Source organism: Vibrio sp. 10N.222.52.B12 (assembly GCF_002875385.1).
Lineage (GTDB): Bacteria > Pseudomonadota > Gammaproteobacteria > Enterobacterales > Vibrionaceae > Vibrio > Vibrio jasicida.
Genome location: NZ_MDAW01000115.1, coordinates 44,659 through 62,955 on the forward strand (window position 1 = coordinate 44,659; position 18,297 = coordinate 62,955).

The 18,297-nt window shown below is 46.8% G+C and carries 18 protein-coding genes; 11 read left to right on the forward strand and 7 right to left on the reverse strand.

Annotated features, from left to right (window positions below; genetic code table 11):
• Positions 1-6 precede the first annotated feature (6 nt).
• The 6 genes from BCT11_RS11205 (at position 7) to BCT11_RS11230 (ending at position 5,489) form a co-directional block, all read left to right on the forward strand.
• Entirely contained in the window at positions 7-1,674 is a 1,668-nt protein-coding gene (locus tag BCT11_RS11205; RefSeq protein ID WP_045405919.1) for a TolC family protein, read from the forward strand.
• On the forward strand, positions 1,674-1,877 hold the full coding sequence (locus BCT11_RS11210; RefSeq protein WP_019821560.1) for a DUF1656 domain-containing protein: 204 nt from the start codon (positions 1,674-1,676) through the stop codon (positions 1,875-1,877). The genes BCT11_RS11205 and BCT11_RS11210 overlap by 1 nt, the downstream gene beginning before the upstream one ends.
• Positions 1,878-1,889: 12 nt before the next feature.
• Complete coding sequence (locus BCT11_RS11215; RefSeq protein ID WP_038869042.1) at positions 1,890-2,777, forward strand: HlyD family secretion protein; 888 nt, start codon at positions 1,890-1,892, stop codon at positions 2,775-2,777.
• An 18-nt stretch (positions 2,778-2,795) separates the two neighbouring features.
• Positions 2,796-3,482 (forward strand): potassium channel family protein, encoded by a 687-nt coding sequence (locus BCT11_RS11220; RefSeq protein ID WP_038869040.1) that lies wholly within the window; start codon positions 2,796-2,798, stop codon positions 3,480-3,482.
• The gene (locus BCT11_RS11225) at positions 3,475-4,626 is read left to right on the forward strand and encodes an AI-2E family transporter (RefSeq protein WP_038869038.1); all 1,152 of its coding nucleotides are present in this window, start codon (positions 3,475-3,477) and stop codon (positions 4,624-4,626) included. Before BCT11_RS11220 ends, BCT11_RS11225 begins: the two co-directional genes overlap by 8 nt.
• Before the next feature lie 191 nt (positions 4,627-4,817).
• Positions 4,818-5,489, forward strand: coding sequence for a DUF2057 domain-containing protein (locus tag BCT11_RS11230; RefSeq protein ID WP_038879472.1), 672 nt, complete (start codon positions 4,818-4,820; stop codon positions 5,487-5,489).
• Positions 5,490-5,554: 65 nt separating this feature from the next.
• On the opposite strand, the gene BCT11_RS11235 is transcribed toward BCT11_RS11230, so the two are convergent.
• From BCT11_RS11235 to BCT11_RS11245, 3 genes are all read right to left on the reverse strand, one after another.
• Positions 5,555-6,391 (reverse strand): outer membrane beta-barrel protein, encoded by an 837-nt coding sequence (locus BCT11_RS11235; RefSeq protein ID WP_045421687.1) that lies wholly within the window; start codon positions 6,389-6,391, stop codon positions 5,555-5,557.
• Between the two features lie 114 nt (positions 6,392-6,505).
• Positions 6,506-6,949: an RDD family protein gene (locus tag BCT11_RS11240; RefSeq protein ID WP_038869181.1), complete on the reverse strand. Its 444-nt coding sequence runs from the start codon at positions 6,947-6,949 to the stop codon at positions 6,506-6,508.
• Between the two features lie 120 nt (positions 6,950-7,069).
• Complete coding sequence (locus BCT11_RS11245) at positions 7,070-7,834, reverse strand: ferredoxin--NADP reductase (RefSeq protein ID WP_102388345.1); 765 nt, start codon at positions 7,832-7,834, stop codon at positions 7,070-7,072.
• A 209-nt stretch (positions 7,835-8,043) separates the two neighbouring features.
• On the opposite strand from BCT11_RS11245, the gene BCT11_RS11250 reads away from it, so the two are divergent.
• Positions 8,044-8,496 (forward strand): thioesterase family protein, encoded by a 453-nt coding sequence (locus BCT11_RS11250; protein WP_042604747.1) that lies wholly within the window; start codon positions 8,044-8,046, stop codon positions 8,494-8,496.
• A 164-nt stretch (positions 8,497-8,660) separates the two neighbouring features.
• Here BCT11_RS11250 and BCT11_RS11255 read toward each other — a convergent pair whose 3' ends face one another.
• On the reverse strand, positions 8,661-8,879 hold the full coding sequence (locus tag BCT11_RS11255) for a VF530 family protein (RefSeq protein ID WP_005429327.1): 219 nt from the start codon (positions 8,877-8,879) through the stop codon (positions 8,661-8,663).
• 132 nt (positions 8,880-9,011) lie between these two features.
• Between BCT11_RS11255 and BCT11_RS11260 the strand changes: the two genes are divergently transcribed.
• Entirely contained in the window at positions 9,012-9,941 is a 930-nt protein-coding gene (locus BCT11_RS11260) for a LysR family transcriptional regulator (protein WP_102388346.1), read from the forward strand.
• Here BCT11_RS11260 and BCT11_RS11265 read toward each other — a convergent pair.
• Both BCT11_RS11265 and BCT11_RS11270 read right to left on the reverse strand, forming a co-directional pair.
• Positions 9,938-10,228 (reverse strand): putative quinol monooxygenase, encoded by a 291-nt coding sequence (locus BCT11_RS11265; RefSeq protein WP_005436210.1) that lies wholly within the window; start codon positions 10,226-10,228, stop codon positions 9,938-9,940. The two genes, BCT11_RS11260 and BCT11_RS11265, sit on opposite strands and share 4 nt — an antisense overlap.
• Before the next feature lie 162 nt (positions 10,229-10,390).
• The gene (locus BCT11_RS11270) at positions 10,391-11,044 is read right to left on the reverse strand and encodes an oxygen-insensitive NAD(P)H-dependent nitroreductase NfsB (protein ID WP_039977563.1); all 654 of its coding nucleotides are present in this window, start codon (positions 11,042-11,044) and stop codon (positions 10,391-10,393) included.
• A 195-nt stretch (positions 11,045-11,239) separates the two neighbouring features.
• Here BCT11_RS11270 and BCT11_RS11275 point away from each other — a divergent pair, with 195 nt between their 5' ends.
• Both BCT11_RS11275 and BCT11_RS11280 read left to right on the forward strand, forming a co-directional pair.
• Positions 11,240-12,676, forward strand: coding sequence for a helix-turn-helix domain-containing protein (locus BCT11_RS11275; RefSeq protein WP_102388396.1), 1,437 nt, complete (start codon positions 11,240-11,242; stop codon positions 12,674-12,676).
• A gap of 129 nt (positions 12,677-12,805) precedes the next feature.
• Positions 12,806-15,463 (forward strand): alpha-amylase family glycosyl hydrolase, encoded by a 2,658-nt coding sequence (locus BCT11_RS11280; protein ID WP_198593939.1) that lies wholly within the window; start codon positions 12,806-12,808, stop codon positions 15,461-15,463.
• 103 nt (positions 15,464-15,566) lie between these two features.
• On the opposite strand, the gene BCT11_RS11285 is transcribed toward BCT11_RS11280, so the two are convergent.
• Positions 15,567-16,733, reverse strand: coding sequence for a D-alanyl-D-alanine carboxypeptidase family protein (locus tag BCT11_RS11285; RefSeq protein ID WP_102388347.1), 1,167 nt, complete (start codon positions 16,731-16,733; stop codon positions 15,567-15,569).
• 253 nt (positions 16,734-16,986) lie between these two features.
• Here BCT11_RS11285 and BCT11_RS11290 point away from each other — a divergent pair, with 253 nt between their 5' ends.
• A complete protein-coding gene (locus BCT11_RS11290; protein ID WP_039977904.1) occupies positions 16,987-18,282 on the forward strand; it encodes an alpha/beta fold hydrolase in 1,296 nt (431 codons plus the stop codon).
• The last annotated feature ends 15 nt before the right edge of the window (positions 18,283-18,297 follow it).

The window sequence follows — 18,297 nt, forward strand, 5'->3', positions numbered from 1 at the left end:
GAGGATATGATGCTTCTAAAACTAACTAAACCAAGCCTCGCCATACTCTCTGTACTCGGATTAAGTGCGTGTACGACTTTGGGTCCGGATTATGTCCACCCAGAGCAAACCGCCTTGCCAAGTGACTGGTCGGTAGAAAAAGCCGCCGCCACGCAAGACGCAGAGCAGTCAGAGCAAAAATTGCAGCAGTGGTGGCAGCAATTTAACGACCCGACCCTTAACCTGTTGGTTGAGATGGCCAGCCAACAAAACCTTGACCTTGAGGCAGCTGGCCTGCGCATCGTTCAAGCACGTTCACTACTGGGCATCTCGACTGGGTTGCAGTACCCACAAGTACAAACCGTCTCCGGTAACTTAGCGCGAGCTTATGTGAACGACCAAGGTGTCAATAACGCCGCGTTGTCATTTGATGCGGGGTGGGAGATGGACATTTGGGGCAAATACGCACGTGGAATTGAGTCTGCCGAAGCAGGCTATTACGCGTCGATTGCGTCTTATCACGACATTATGGTCACCATCACTGCGGAAGTCGCTCGCAACTACATTAACTACCGTACTTTCCAAGAACGTATTCTGCTTTCTCGCCGAAATATCGAGATCCAAGAACGTGTGGTGAACATCACTCAAGTCCAGTTTGATTCTGGCAACGTTACGGAACTCGACGTTCAACAAGCAAAAAACCAGCTCTTCAACACCAAAGCAGCGCAACCTTCGTTAGAAATCGCGATGAAGCAATCCCGAACCGCGTTAGCGTTGTTGCTTGGTGTCTTGCCAGAAGAGGTTGAAGGATTGTTGAAATCCGCGGGCTTTGCACAGCGAATGGCGGATTACGAGGCCCAATTTAAATCCTCAGGAAGAAAGCCAGCGCTCTCCGGTAATGATGAACGTTCAATCGTGCCTCGCCCTCCTCTGCTTGATAACCAAGTGGATGCGAACTTAGTGATGCGTCGTCCTGACTTGCAAGTATCTGAAATGCAAGCACGTGCGCAAAGTGCGCAAATCGGTGTTGCTGAAACGGCTCTCTATCCTAGCTTCTCCCTTTTTGGTTCTATCGGCATAGACAGCACCGTGCCAGATGGCAGCAGCTTTAGCTTCAGTGACTCGCTCACCATGGTGATAGGTCCGACATTCAGTTGGAACATATTCCAGTACGGCCGTGTGAAAAATAACATTCGATTTGAAGATGCGAAGTTCCAAGAAACGCTCACTAACTACAACAAGAAAGTTCTGCAAGCAGTCAATGAAGTGACCAATGCGCTGGAGGCTTATGATCTTTACTTGGAGCAAAAGTCATTGCGTCTGCAATCGGTGAACTCCTCTATTCGTGCATTCAATATCTCGATGACTCAATATGAGAATGGCCAAATTTCGTTTGAACGTCTACTCAACTCAGTAGAGAAAATGACGCGTGCGGAAGACAGCTACGCCACCATCAAAGGCAATGTTGCTAACCAAGTTGTCGCCTTATACAAAGCGCTCGGTGGTGGCTGGGAGGCCCAGACGGGCAAACCTTTCTTGTCCGAAGGTGTAGCAAAGCAAATGCAAGAACGCAGCGATTGGGACGGCTACTTGGATGAAGAAGCACGTGTGCTGCCGCCTTATCGTATCGAGGACTCAGCCTCGAAAGATAAAGTAGAAAGCAATAACGCACCACAAGAAGGGGAGGCTCAATAATGCCACATGAACTCTCTTGGGGTGACGTGTACTTCTCACCATTGTTGCTAGTGCTGTTTTTATCGGTTACTGCCACTTGGATTACCGTGATCATTTTAAACAAAACACGTCTGTCTCGTTTTATTGCGTTTCCGTCCCTGACATTCCTTGCCATCATGGTGTTTTACGTGGTGGCCATCGACAGTTTTTATATACAGTTTTAGGTGCCCAACAAGATGAAAAAACTACTCGTTATTGCACTCAATCTTGTCATTCTTGGTGGCGCGGCTTGGTTCGGCTATCAGAAGTTCGAAGAGTATTTTAATAACCCTTGGACTCGAGATGGCCAAGTTCGTGCCAATGTCATTAAGGTGGCGCCAAGAGTCTCTGGCCCTATCGTCAATGTCACCGTGCAAGATAACCAAGAAGTAAAGAAAGGCGATCTGCTATTTGAGATCGACCCTACTACTTACGAAGTTGCCCTCTCACAAGCAGAAGTGGCATTGCAAAAGTCTATCGTCAGTTCACGCGGCAAGAAGATAGAGTACGATCGTTTGAAAGACATTCGTGCTAAAGACCGCGGCGCAGTTTCTCACAAAGACTTAATCCGCCGTGAGATCACCTACGAAGAGTCACTGCTGCAAATCAAATCCGCTGAAGAGCAATTGAAATCAGCTCGTTTGAACCTTAGCTACACCAAGATTTATGCCTCGGTTGACGGTTTTGTCTCTAACCTTGATATCCGCGACGGTACACAAGCCGTTGCGAACCAACCTTTGGTTGCCCTTATCGATAAAGACAGTTTCTGGGTATTTGGTTTCTTCCGTGAAAACCAATTAGCGCAAATTGCTCCGGGCAGTGATGCGCGCGTTACTCTGATGTCACACCCAGACACACCAATCGATGCCACCGTCGATTCTATCGGTTGGGGTATCGCCCCAAAAGACGGCACCGTGGGCTATAACCTTCTGCCTAACGTGAACCCGGTATTCCAATGGATTCGCCTAGCACAACGTATTCCTGTTCGAGTGTCATTGCATGAATTGCCGGAAGGCGTTGATCTGAGATTCGGGCTTTCCGCTTCCATCATGGTGATGAAGGACTCATCACAAGAACAAGAATAGGAGTTAAACAGGCAAACCATGGCTATTGGAAAAAAACTCAAAAACATCAATGAAGAAAACAACTTCTTCTACCTGACGTTAGCGCTTATCGGTCTGTTGATCGGTGGTGCGTTTGTACAAGTCGTAGGGGAAGGTGCAATGGAGCATCTTCTGCAAGGCTTCACCATTCTGACTTTCATCGTTTGTATGGCGAGTCTGCGTTTTGATAAGAACTGGTCACGCTTCCTTTATACCTTGTTAGGTACGTGGATCGTGGTCATCGCCATCAAAGCAGTATTAGGCATCAAAGAGATGGACGTAGTGATGCTCGCCCTAACCTTCGCCTTCTTCTTTGGTACGTTTAAATCGATTGCAAGACAGATTCTTTTCACTGGACATGTGAACACCAACAAGGTGATTGGATCTGTTGCACTCTTCTTGCTGCTCGGTCTGATGTGGGCAATTGCTTACCTCATTCTGCTGGAGTTTTCCCCAAACTCATTCACTGGGATGGAAGCCATCTCATGGGGCCAAAACTTCTCTAACGCAGCGTATTTCAGTTTCGTCACTCTAACCACTCTCGGTTATGGCGACATCAGCCCTCTAACACCTTTGGCGCAAGTCGTCGTGTATCTAGAGGCCATCGTAGGCGTGTTTTATATGGCGATTGTTGTTTCAAGTCTCGTCAGTTCCAACATTGAACATCAGGTAAACAAAAATGGATAAACAATCGGTAAAAATCGAAAGTAAGGTTTTCATCAGTAACATGGTGGAATCTGCAATACGAATCGGCTTGATCTTGATCTTGCTGATGTTTACATACGACATCATCAAACCTTTCATCCTTCCGGTGATTTGGGGTGCCATCATTGCCGTCGCTCTGATGCCAATCTGTAAAAAGCTGGCAAAAGTGTATGGTGGTAAACGTGGCCTCGCTGCAACGACCATCGCCTTGCTGGGTATCGCGCTATTGGTTACACCTTTAGTCATGGTATCGGGTTCTATTGTCGATGGCGCAACGCATGCGCTGGACGTACTGCAAAGTGGTGACATTAAGATCCCAGGTCCAAAAGCATCGGTAGCAGATTGGCCTTTGGTCGGTGACAAGCTTTACGAAGTATGGACACTGTTTGCAACCAACCTAGAAAAAGCAATCCAAACCTTTATGCCTCAAATTAAGGCAGGTCTGACCTCTCTGCTTGGTATGGTCGGTGGTGCACTGGGTAGCTTACTACTATCAATCATCTCTCTAGCGATTGCTGCTGGCTTTATGACTTACTCTGAGTCTCTAGCATCTGGCTTGAAAACCATCGCGGTTCGTACTGCGGGTGATAATGCGAAGAGCTGGACAACGCTTATTGCAGCGACCATCAAGAGTGTGTTACTTGGCGTTGTTGGTGTAGCAGCCATTCAGGCTCTATTAATTGGTGCGGGGTTCTTCATCTTTGGCGTTCCGGCTGCGGGCTTACTAACACTAGTACTGATGATTCTTTGTATCGCACAGCTACCTGCTCTATTGGCAGTACTGCCAGTCGTTGGTTACATGTACATGACGCAAGACACCAGCACAGCAACCATGTTTACGGTTTGGGTTGTGGTTGCAGCACTATCTGAAAACCTATTCAAACCAATGTTGATGGGTCGTGGTGTGGATGTACCAATGCCCGTCATTCTGCTAGGTGCCATCGGCGGTATGTTGTTCTACGGCATTGTCGGCCTATTCTTAGGTGCGGTTATTCTAGCGATTTGGTACGAGCTGTTCGTGTGGTGGTTGAACATTGAAAAAGCGCAACAGCAGCAAGAAGCGTTAGAGGAAAATGCCGAGCGAGATTCCAGACAAAACGAAGCCGGACACGGCGCTGGTATCTAATCGTTCTATCAATTGAAACAAACCGCTGCTTGCAGCGGTTTGAGCTATTTGGCTCACAGTTTCATCGACGCGAATAAGATTAAAATGACGTTCTTGTTAAATTTTCATACTTCTTACATTCGAGAGTTGCAATAAAGCACTTTACGATGCACTCTCGGTGACCACAAATGACAGTGCTTAGGATAAAAACAATGAAATTGATCAAGCCTTTAACTTGCGCGCTTGCTCTTGCTATGAGCGGAATGGCATTCGCGGATGTAACCGTAAATGTTCCTGACGACGTTTCAGTTTTGGCCGCAAACGGCGAAAAAGTAAAACTATCTGGTGGCTTCTTTGCTTCGGAAAAGAGCTTCACTCTACCTGACGGCGTAAACCAAGTTGTGTTCCGTTACGCACCATATTTCAGCCAAGGTAATGACCGCCTAAGCGTTGAGAGTGACGTGATCGTAACGCGTTTCGACGCGACAGATGCAGAGCTGACTCTACAACTGCCGGAATACCGCGACCTTCGTGAAGCCGAAAATAAAATCAAAGATCTAGATTGGAAACTGGTTGACGCTTCTGGCAACGCTATCGCAGTTGAGCAAGACAAGCTTATGAAGCCTGGCATGCAAATCGGTCGTGACTACGTTCGTGAAGTGGAAGATTACAACAAAGCTGGCGGTGTTGCGGCAGTTGGCGTTGTAAGTGCTGCAGTAATTCAACCAGCAACACTTCCTGCAAAGATCCCAGCGGACATGAAGCAAACTAAACCTGCGACCATGAAAGCCGATTCAACAGCTGAAGAGATGCTGCACTTCTGGTACCAAAAAGCAGACGCAGAAACACAAGCGCGCTTTAAAGCGTACATCAACCAGCAATAAGCACGTTGATTTAGTCACGTATAGCTAAATGCAAAAAGCCACACTCGAATGTGGCTTTTTTAATATCAGAATGTATACGCCATGGTCAGCATCGGCCCGTAAAACCGATAAGTCACATCCAATGCTGATTTGTCACTTTCATAATCAACGCCCACCTCATAATAGTTGAATGACCCCGTCATGCTGAACTGATTGGTAAAGAAGTATTTAGCGCCCAAATCGAATTCCAACAAGTAACCCTCAATATCATCGACGGCTAGGTAGAAGACTTGGGCGTGACTTTTCAAAATCCAATCAGGACTCAGCGAATACTCAGCTCGAATACCTAAGTCTGGTAATGGCGCTGTGACATCATTTAAAACCGCATCATCAACAAACATCACTGGGATTTCATCCACTCCACTCACTTTCGCACCGAGCTTGCCATCTAAACCCAATGACAGCCACATCACGTGCAACCCAGCCAATACATCCACCGCCCATTTATCGCTGGTATAAAATTGGTAACCGTAACCTAGGCGTGCAATATCAATATTCAGCTCTGTTGTAAGCTTTGAACCAGCCTGAACAGCATACGTTGTTCCATCTATCGTCACTTCGAATGGCTTGGTCACCGCCGTTCGGGTGGCTTCTCGATGCAAACTTCGCCAGTCTGCGTACACGCTGTGTTTGGGGTTAAAGTAATACTCCAACTCCACATAAGGCAGCACAGTAAACTCTTTCAAATCGAGATCCGATTCAAAATCGATAGTGCGTATTTGATCGAGATAAGGGTCGTAAGCGTTGAGTTTCGTATCGGTGCGAGAGAAAAATCCACCGGCTTCAATCTCCCATTCACCCGCAGAAGCAGCCGAAGAGAATAGTGCAGCGAAACAAACCGCCCAACCAGCTTTGTTCATCATCCTTGATCCTAAGCGATTGAATTTATGTCTGAAGAAAGTGTAGACGCTAGAGAAGGGTTGTGGAAAGGTGAGTCGCTCGCAACTCTGTATGAAACAGGCGAAATCTGAAATGTTTTAACAGTTCACAACTTTAGTTCCGGAAATTAAATCGTGCAGTAGTCGCCTTTGCGGGTGAAGAATCAGCAACAACAAATTCACTAACGGCGTATATGGAATAAGCATTTCTATCAAGTAGCCCATGCATAATCGCAATGAAGCAGTGACTTTCGTCGTATCATGGCCATTACTCATCACCACTTTAATCCCAACTAAACGCATGCCAATTGTCTGGCCGTCACGCAATAAATTCCAATTCATCATCATTAACATCGGAATTGTTAGGACGTAGTTTGCTTTGGTCTCATTAACGAGTTGAAGATTTTCACGAAAAGAAAGTTCGAAGCCATTAATGAGGGAATTGATCGTGAGAGCAATAAGTAGCACTATCCCTGTCACAAGCATTAAATCAATCAGCCCACCAATAAATCTGCGCCGTTTACTGGCAATTGAACACCACATACTTCCCCCCTGAAATGCAAGCTGATGCATTCTAGGGATGGACCACAAAGTGCTCAATTGTGAGATGTGATATTTGTGAACCTCTCTCAGAAGTGAGATGGATTAAAAATCAGTCAAAGCTTACCAATACCTTTCGTAAATGATATTGCCACCCGTTCTCGCTCGGTATTTATCAAGCCCTAATTCTTGCAGTACTGGAGAGGTGTCTTTGATCATCTCCGGATTACCACACATCATCACAAAGCTGCTTTCTTTAGAAAACGGTAAGTCAGCACGATTAACGAGCTCTCCCGACGCAATCAGATCTGGAATACGGCCTTGAAGCTTACCCGGAATACTCTCACGGCTGACAATCGGCACATAACGAAGACGACCTTCATATCGCTGTTGGAGCTGCTCTATCAGGTATTTGTAAACTAAATCTCTTTCGTAACGCACACCATGCACCAGCACAATATGATCGCTGTGTGGCAGTAGATTGATGTCGTCTAACAGGGAGAGGAATGGACCAATGCCTGTGCCCGTGGAAAGCAGCCATAGATCGTTTGCGTGTTTGGGAATGGTATCGTGGGTCAGATCGCCATGGGCCGTTTCACCAACATAAATGCTATCGCCGGTTTGAAGCTGCTGTAGCCTTGGCGTCAATTGCCCTTCTGGGTTCGCGACGACTAAGAATTCAAGCCATTCAAACTGCTCACTGGGCGCATTTACTACCGAGTATGCACGGCTAATGGGATTACCCTGTTCGTCGAGTAGTGCAAGTTTGGTAAATTGTCCGGCTTTGAAGGAGAGAGGCGCTCCGGAAACTCGTAAACTGAACAGCTCACCTGTCCAGTCGATTCGTTTTTCTACTTTGGCAAGATTGAAACCTTTCAGTTCTGTCATTGGACATCTCCTTTTGGTTACGCTTACTTAAACCTACGCCTCACAACTGACTATGTAAAGTTTTTAGTTTACAAAAATAAGCATCTAATTCATTTCACATTTTACATACAATTTTATTACATTTTAATCAGTTCCATCTAGAATAAATACTCAAAGTGATAAGTCTCTTGGCAAATTGCGGCAACGTCGATGAAAAAGGAACATGAGTAATGGATACGTTATTAAAAGAATTCCCAGTGATTACGGAAATCAAAGTCGCTTGGGGAGAGATGGATGCCCTGCAACACGTCAATAATGCGGTGTATTTTCGTTACTTCGAAACTGCGCGTTTGGACTACTTCAACAAGATTAATCTGTTGGTAGATTTGCAGACGTCTCACACCGGTCCGGTTTTAAGTGAAACCCAGTGCCGCTACAAACTACCCGTTACGTTTCCAGATACGCTTTTGATTGGCTCACGCGTAATCGACATGCAAGAAGATCGCATCACGATGGAATACCAAGTGCTGAGTAAGAAGTGGGGCAAGATTGCGACCATCGCAACCGCTACTGGTGTGATGTTTGATTTTAAGAACAATGTGAAAGCCGCGATTCCAGACCACGTTCGCCAGTCGATTTTAGACTTGGAAGGCACCGTGGGCAGTACGCATCATTTGGAGTGATAAAAAGGCGAGAAGCGAGAGATTAGAACCGAGATTCCCGACTGCGCTCCTTCGTCGCTATCGGGAATAACGCGGAGGAACTCTTCCAGCCTATGCGATAAGAAAAGCTGTGTCATTCTAGCGAGCCATCCGGAATCTCTCTTTTAAACGTGCACCAAATCCAATTAGCAGAACGTCTCGATGTACAGCGCTTCCACTTTATCTCTTGCCCACTGCGTTTTGCGCAGGAACTTCAACGACGATTTGATTGAAGGATCTTTCTGAAAACAATTAACACGAACGCGCTCATGCATTCCTTTCCACCCGAAGTGCTCAACTAAACGGGTAAGGATTTTTTCTAAACTCAACCCGTGAAGTGGGTTATTCGGCTGCTGTTGGCTCATGCTATTGATCCAGTAAAGTGAAGTTGCGCGCTAATCTAACTCAAACTCGCCGCGCAACCTAGTGTTTTAACCTTGAATTGCCCTGCGACTCTCCCCTATAGTAGCCCAAACTTCTTAAAAGCCCTTTTCATTATGAAAGCCCTCAACGATCTGAATATCTTTGTCGAAACCGCACGCCAAGGCAGTTTTTCGAAAGCTGCCAACAGCATGGACATGACACCAGCAGCCATCAGTGCATCGATCAAACGTCTTGAGGGACAAATAGGCTTTCCGCTGTTTGTGCGCTCCACTCGCAGCCTTCGCCTCACCTCAGAGGGTGAGCTGTTCTTAGACAAAACCACTCAAGCGCTCGCAACACTGCAAGAGGGGTTAGATCAGATATCAAGCGCGCGTGGCGAGTTATCTGGTCAGCTGCATATCACTGCGCCATCTGATTTTGGTCGCAACATGCTGCTTGATTGGGTTGATGAATTTATTGATGTTTACCCAAACGTCTCTATCAAGTTAGAGCTGTCTGATAGCTTAACCGATATGTACACCAAGCCCGTCGATATCGCGATTCGCTACGGTGAACCTGCTGACTCTAACCTCGTCGTATTGGCATTGTGTGGCGCAAATGAGCGAATCCTGTGTGCCTCTCCAGAATACGTCGCAAATAATCCTGTGCTGACCAAACCGGAAGATCTAAACCAACACAACTGTTTGTGTTACATGGTGGCGGATTCGGTTTACAACAAATGGACGCTGACTCGCGGAGACCAAACAGAACAGGTTGTCGTGAGTGGTAAGCTGCTTAGCAATGACAGTGACTTATCCCATCGCTTAGCAATCAAAGGCAAAGGCATCGCCAACAAATCACTGATGGACATCAGCCAAGATTTGATTGAAGGAAGATTAGTAAGAGTATTACCTGAATGGGATTGTGGTCCGGTACCGTTATACATGGTGTGCGCCGATCGTCGTTTGCTGACGCCAACCATTCGTACTTTCCGTGAATTCATTCATGAAAAATGCTGCCAGCAACGTAAGAAAGTGCTGGCAACATTCTGCTCAGAAGCTTAACCGACGAACGTCATTGGGCGAATCTGAGAATATTCAACCCAATCGTTATCTTCTAACGTGGAGATAAACTGCGCGATATGTGGACTTTGTAAGTGCTTATCCAACGCTTCTTGCGATGCCCAAATTTCTTGGAACATAAACAAGCCTTCGATCTTTTGATCCAAATACAATTCGTATTGGCAACACCCCTCTTCTTCACGCGAAGGTTCTAGTAGACCAGAAAGTAAGTTGGTTACGTTGTCGATACTGTCTGGGTAGGCTTTAATTTCTGCAACTAAATGAATCATCTATATCAACTCTATTGATTATGAGGTTATAAATTGCGCAGGAAAAATCGTTTAGAACAAGGCGTGAACTGCGGTAACTAGTGGGTCTAATTACAAAGTTCAAAACGAAGTTATCAACGATTTTAACCAGCAAGGAGGATTAAATAATTGATAGAGTTGATATCAAATCTCAGTAAACACAGAGCTTTCTTCCCAGCGTGACTTAGGCGTCTTAGCATTGAAATCATCTTCTGCGTGGTAGCCAAGCGGCACAATCACAACGCCAGTGTAGCCTTTTTCGCGAAGACCAAATTCTTCATCCAGCACTTTCGGGTCAAAACCTTCGATTGGCACTGCATCAATTTCTAGCGTTGAAGCCCCCAGTAATAACGTACCGACGTTGAGGTAAACCTGTTTCTCCATCCAATGATTGGCGTCTTTCAGGTCAAAACGGTGCATGTTCACAAAGTAACTACGACCACCACGTACCGCTGCTTTTGCCTCTTCCGTTGGGAATCGACCGTCTTTTTCTTCCTGCGCCAATAGCGCTTCGATGTAGTCGTTATCGATGTCCGTTTTAGCACAGAACACCAACACGTGTGATGCGTTTAGGATCTTCGCAGCATTGAACGCGTAGTTCTCTTGTGCTGCTTTTGCGATACGTTGCTTGCCCTCTTCTGTGCTTGCCAGAATGAAGTGCCACGGCTGAGAGTTCACGCTCGATGGACTAAAACGAATCAGCTCTTTGACTGCGTCGATCTTTTCTTGAGGCAGCTTACGAGTTGGGTCAAAGACTTTGGTTGAGTAGCGAGATTTAGCAGCTTGAACGATGTCCATCGGGGTCTCCAGTCGAGTAGTTTATGCTGGTTATCACTTTAACCTTATGAGTTACAGGGAAAAACCGATTTCAGTTAAAAACATCTTCAAAATAAATTTGAAAATCGCCGATGTAACAAGCTTTGAGCACTCTCACTGAAGCAACACTTGGTTTAAGCAATAATGTCGCCTTTGCTTTATTACCGAACCACTTTCATGCTGCGTCAAGACAACATCATCACGCCCTTTCTCTGCAAAAAACTTGGGCATAATCACCTAAGAATTGCTGGCGAATATTGGCATATTGAAAAGCTGGTTGCCTTGCAATGTATGATGTTGCAAGAGGCACCGACGCTGCGTGAAGGTCTGTTGTGGTGGAGCAAAAGTGTTTCGCTGTTCGACCGTCGCTTGTACATTGTTTTCGAACACAGTGATAACCAGATTCAGATGCGGCTAGAGTGCCGAGCTACCGAGATGCCAAGCTGGGCAGAATCGGTTTATGACTTGCTGCTGATGCAATTGGAACAACTAGGTTTGAGTGAATCTGTGCGCATTCAGCTTCACAACCATGACCTTTACTCTGCTCATTTCGAACTAGAAGAAGACACTAACCCGAAGCAGAACTCGGTCATGTTCGACTTGGTAAAACATGTTTATTTGCTGCTGTCTCACCAACCAATTGAACAGCCAGAATTGTTGAGCGTGCTTAATGCTCTGTTCGTCAAAAACAGCAATTACGCACTGAAATTAGACCAAGCCGCACTGCAACTGGGCGTATCCAAGCGCACCTTGCAACGTCGACTGCAAGAAAAACAAATGAGCTATTCGCAATGCGTCGACTTCGCCAAGAAAAAGCACGCACTTGCCCTACTTGCAGACACTCAACTCACAACGCAGCAAATCGCTTATCAGTTGGGTTATGAAGAGCCTTCCAACTTCCACCGAACCTTTCGCCGTTGGTATCCGTTTTCGCCAATGCAATATCGCCAGCAGTGCTTGGATAACCGCACTCATCTCAATAACCAACCCATCCGCTTGTACTATGCCAAAGCCAATACTTTAGCCGATAACGATATTGACCAACCCGTCGGTAAAATCTGGATGGAAGTGGATAATATTGCGTTTGAAAAAGTGGTCTCAGTTGAGTGTCGAGACCGTGATGGCACGTGGCGTCGCTACCCCGCCTTCTTCGAGCGTTTCTTGAATAATGGCACCGAACTATGGGCGACAACAGAGCTTCCTGTCGCTCATCCACTAACCTTTAGACTGTGTTATGAAGTCGATGGTGAACGCTACATTGATAACAACCACCAGCGTGATTACGTGGTTTCTAAAGGGCTTTTAATTGGTGCAACGGAATACATAGTCCCGACAAGGCAACTTATCCAACTCGACACTCAGTACACCTTGTTTGTGGAACTCGCGTGTCGATTAAAAGACGTGGCGAAGATCGATTGCTACTTGGGTGACGCGCCAGCTCCGCACGAAATGAGCCAAACTCAGAATGCAGAAGATTACACATGCTGGGCGCTGCAACTTTCCCTAACCCAAACGGTTAAACAGTGCCGATTCCGACTCTATGATCATTCTGGTAATGAGTTAGCCAAAGACCATTACCCGATTCAATACCCAATTGTGCAACCACTCAGTTAAATATGTAACACAGTTCAAATTCAGCACTTCGTGACATCATTTCACGTCTCTTTTGGCGCGAAATGACACTCTCAACTTCAAACCTTTGATTTATCGTTTCCGCATTGCTGCATAACGGAGACAAAAGCCGTGTTTGAAACCTTACCTAACCCTATGAATAAAATAAAAATACTCCCTCTAGCGATCGCCCTAGCTCTTTCTGGCTGTGGTAGCGATGAAACTACGCCAACCGACATAGGAAGCCACGTGGCATCTCCTGATTGGCAAGACCAGATCATTTACTTCTTGATGATCGACCGTTTTAACGACGGCGACAACACGCTAAACGATCAAGGTCAGAATGAGTACGATCCTACCTCAGACAAGAAATTCAGTGGTGGTGACCTTGTTGGTGTCAGTGACAAGCTAGGTTACATCGAAGACCTAGGCGCAACCTCTATCTGGATTACGCCGCCAGTGGCAAACCAGTGGTGGGACGCAGAACAAAACTACGGCGGCTACCACGGCTACTGGGCGCGTGATTTCCAAAAAGTGGATGAGCACTTTGGTGACATGGAAAGCTACCAAGCGTTAGCGCGAGAAGTGCACGCTCGTAACATGTTTTTGATCCAAGACATCGTGACCAACCACGTAGGTAACTTCTTCACTTACGATGACCCATACAATTACGATCCTAGCCTACCTTGCCAAGGTTTCCGTTTGATCGAAAATGCGCTGCCAGCAGGGCAAGAACTGCCTTACCCACTCAACATGAATGAGTGTAAAGAAGATGGCACAGGCATTTACCACTGGACGCCAAGCATCACCGACCACAACGACCCAGTACAAGAAAAAACCTGGCAACTGTCGGATCTGGATGACCTGAATACATCCGATCCTGAAGTACGCGCTTATCTAAAAGAGAGCTACCGTAAATGGATTCGCGAAGTGGGCGTTGACGGTTTCCGTATCGATACTGTGAAGTTTGTTGAGCACGATTTCTGGAACGACTTCCTGCACGCCGATGATGGTGTGATGACTCAAGCGGTTGATACTGGTCGCGATAACTTCCTGACCTTTGGTGAAGTCTTCGAAACATCTACGCCTTACAACACAGAAGGCGAAGAGAAGATGCTGACTTACATCGGCGAAAGCGGCTCGCCGGAGCAGTTAACCTCGGTGTTGAACTTCCCATTGCAAGCCACCATGACTCGCGTATTTGCAGCAGGACAACCGACCGATTACCTACGCTTCCGTCTTGAGAAAATGATGGAGATGTTCCCGAATCCATACATCATGCCAAACTTCATTGATAACCACGATATGCCACGTTTTCTATCACAAGGCAGTGTCAATGATATGAAGCAAGCGCTGATTACCATGATGGCGGTACCGGGCATCCCTGTGATTTACCAAGGTACAGAACAGGAGATGTCAGCGGCGCGCGATGCGATGTTTGCTGGCGGCTACCGTGAAGACGGCGACTACGTAGACTCATTCGACCAAAACAGCGAGATGTACTTGTTCATCCAAGAGCTTGCTAAGTTGCGTACCGAGAACAAAGTCATGACACGCGGCGAAATGAAAGTGATTGGTAGCGATAAAGCCGGCGCCGGTGTGTTCGCCTTTACCCGCACTTTGGATAGCGACGAAGTCTTGGTGGTAATAAACACATCGAATTCCCCAATGTTGATGAACCAACTCGATGTAGAGCAAGCGGGCGGCACCGTCTTCCAACAACAAATCATGTCGAATTGGGCGGACGCTCCAGAGCAGTTAATCGCCGATGAAAACGGTCACGTAACCCTTGAGCTACCAGCCAAATCTGCCGTGATTTACTCAAAAACTGACGACACCCAATCGGTAGATACCCCAGACCTCAACATCCAACTGGTACAGGATTGGGAAGGACAAACCATTACTGATGACATCGTGATTGCTGGTACTGCTAACGCAAACGAGAAATTAAACCTTGTCGTCGACGGTAATCTGGAAACAGCACAAGCCATTACCGTGGGTGCTGACGGTCAATTTAGCGTGACTTTATCTACCCGTCACTTTGCGATTGGCGAACAGCAACACCGCTTCGCGATTTACTCCACTGAGAAAAAAGCAGGCATTGAAGATGTGAACTTTGTGTCGGACTTAAGCTGGTCGAACACGCCAGACGACACTATTGATGACGCTGGTGATGCGCAAGATGGTATGGGCGGCCCTAACGGTAACTACTCGCTACCAACGGATCCAACGTTCGATAAAGACAATAGCCAACTCGCAATCAACAAAGCCGAGGTATTTACCGTCGGCAGTAACGTGCGCTTGACCTTCACCATGGACAAGATAACCGATACTTGGTTACCGCCAAACGGCTTTGATCACGTTGGTTTCACCATCTTCATTGATTTACCGGAAGAAGCAGCAAGCAACCTAACGGAACTGCCAAAGATCAACGCTTCTATGCCAAGTGGAACATGGAGTCGCAATGCCGTGGTCTTCGGCTGGCAAAGCTCGATTTACAACACTCAAGGCGCAAACGCGACAACATGGGGTGAAGCGGTAACGCCGGCACCAATGGTCACCGTAGACAAAGCCAACAACACCATTTCGATGGACTTCGCGAGTGACGCACTAGGTCGACCTGATTCACTGGATGGCATTCGATTCTATGTGACAACTTGGGACTTGGATGGATTGTCTGCCACTTACCGTCCACTGGAACAAGACAAAGGTCCTTGGAACTTCTCTGGCGGCGCATCGGATGAGAGTAAGATTTGGGATGACTTACCAATCATCACCTTGTCTGAATAATCACTAAAACTGCAATAAACGCGAAAGCAAAAAGCAGCTCACCTTCGAGCTGCTTTTCTTTGTCTGAAATTCTGAAATCACTATCGCGAAACTCGCCCTTGCACTAGTTAAACAGCGACTTCACCCAAAGTACTAAACTGTCCCATAACTTCCCAATCCACGAGCCCTCTTCCACTGCTTGGTTACTCACCAGCGGATAGCTCGCCACGGTTTTATCGTCACTCTTCCACACGACTTTACCAACCACATCCCCTTTTGCGATGGGTGCGATCAACGGTTCATTCACGACCACGCTCTTGTCTAAACCAGCGGTTAGAGAGCGGGGCAGCGTCAGGTACGCATCTTGAGCGAAGCCCAAATCAATCTCACTGACATCACCCTTCCACACTTTTGCACTCGCCTGAACTTCGCCCTGTTTTGCCACTTGTTTGGTGTCATAGAAGCGGAAGCCATAACTGAGCAGGTTCTTAGACTGGCTAATACGCGACTGTTTGCTTGGTGTCCCCATCACTACCGAGATAAGTCGCATCTTTCCTTGCTTAGCAGAACTGACCAAACTGTACCCTGCATTGCTGGTGTAGCCCGTTTTACCGCCATCGACATCCATCGATTTGTCCCACAACAGTTTATTACGGTTGTATTGGGTGATCTTGTTCCACTTAAATACCTTCTCACTATAAAACGCATAGACTTCGGGCACATCATTGATGATGGATTGCATCAGCGTCGCCATATCATTAGGAGAAGTTTGAATGCCCTCGCTATCCAGACCATGCGAGTTAACGAAGTAGGTATCGTTCAAGCTGAGCTTATCCGCCCAACCATTCATCAAGGCGACAAACGCCCCTTCACTACCGGCAACATGTTCGGCGAGCGCCACACAAGCATCATTACCAGATTGAATGATCACTCCACGCATTAGATTGGCGACGGTGATTTCATCTTTGGGTTGGATAAACATTTTTGAGGAGTCTGGGAATTTGGCTGACCACGCGTTCTCACTCACCGTCACTTTATCATCCCATTGAAGCCGCCCAGATTTGATTTCTTGCCCCACGACGTAAGCGGTCATCAGTTTGGTTAAACTGGCTGGGGCTAATCCGGCACGCGCGTTTTGCTCAGCAATGATGGCACCGGACTGAAAGTCCATTAACACATAGCCTTTCGCCTGCAACTGAGGCGGATTCGGCGTTACAACTGCCAATGCAGGGGCGCTTATGGTCTGTAGTAGTAAACAAGTGAGCGTTATTCGGGTAAGTGACGTGTTCATCAAGCATCCTCCATGGTCAATGACCGCCAAATGTCTCGTTTCATAAATACGGTAAGACAGTGATGTCTAAACTGCACCTATCAGATCATAGTTCACTCAGTGCATACCAACACGGAAAGATCGAAGAGTTTCTGTTTTGAGTGCCATTCCTTGCCTTTCCCGCTTCAAAAATCGAGTTCTTACAACAAATCTATTGTTTCTAATAAGGAATTCGATATCGTAAAGCGACTATAAACAAGGACAGACCATAACAATGAACGCTCAATCATTTATCGACGCAGGACTGCATTACACGCCCCACTCGTTCACCGTGCCACTGGATTACCAAGATCTAAGCAAAGGCACGATCAACGTCTTCGCTCGCTCCGTTTGTTTAGTCGGCGATGAAGACTCCGACAAACCATGGTTAGTGTATTTTCAAGGTGGTCCGGGCTTCCCTTCTCCTCGTCCAAACGGAAACAACGGTTGGATAAAACGCGCACTGAGTGAGTATCGTGTATTGCTGCTCGACCAACGCGGCACTGGCAACAGCAGCGTGATCAATCATCAGACGCTTGCGCACCTCACGCCGAAGCAACAGGCTGACTACTTAAGCCACTTCCGCGCAGACAACATTGTTCGCGATGCGGAATTTATCCGTGAACAATTTGGTGTTGAGAAGTGGGCGATTTTGGGGCAGAGCTTTGGCGGCTTCTGTTCACTAACTTATCTATCGCTGTTCCCGAACAGTTTGCTCCAAAGCTACATTACGGGTGGTGTGCCTTCGGTTTCTCGTCATGCCGATGATGTGTATCAAGCAACCTTTAAGCGCACCATGGAGAAGAACCAAGCCTTCTTCCAGCAATTCCCACAAGCGCAGCAACTGTGCCAAAACATTGCCAATCACTTATTGGAGCACGAAGAGTTTCTGCCAAATGGTCAGCGTTTTACTGTCGAACAATTCCAACAAATTGGGATTAACTTTGGTGTCAGTGATACCTTCTTGCCAACTTATTACTGGCTAGAAAGTGCCTTGATTGAAGTGAACGGTAAACCTCAGCTTCGTTATGAATTCCTCAACGACATGTTGGCACAGCAAAACTTCCAGACCAATCCAATTTACGCGATTCTGCACGAATCAATTTACTGCCAAGGGTTTGCTTCTCAATGGAGCGCACACCGAGTGCGCCAAGAGCATGATGCGTTCAATTACGAACAAGGTAAGTCGTTCTACTTCACTGGAGAAATGGTCTTCCCTTGGATGTTCGATCAATACGTAAACTTAAAGCCACTGAAAGAAGCTGCAGAATTACTGGCAGAGAAAGCCGATTGGACGCCGTTATACGATGCCCAACAACTGGCAAACAATAAGGTGCCTGTGAGCTGCGCTGTCTATGCCGACGATATGTTTGTAGAAATGGACATTAGCCGTGAAACACTCGCTGCAATGCCAAACTCAAAAGCGTGGATCACCAATGAATATGAGCACAACGGTCTTCGTGCAGATGGTGAGCGTATTCTCGACAAGTTAATTGCGATGGGTAAACAAACCGCAACAACGTTGAAATGAGCAGCTAACGCTCAG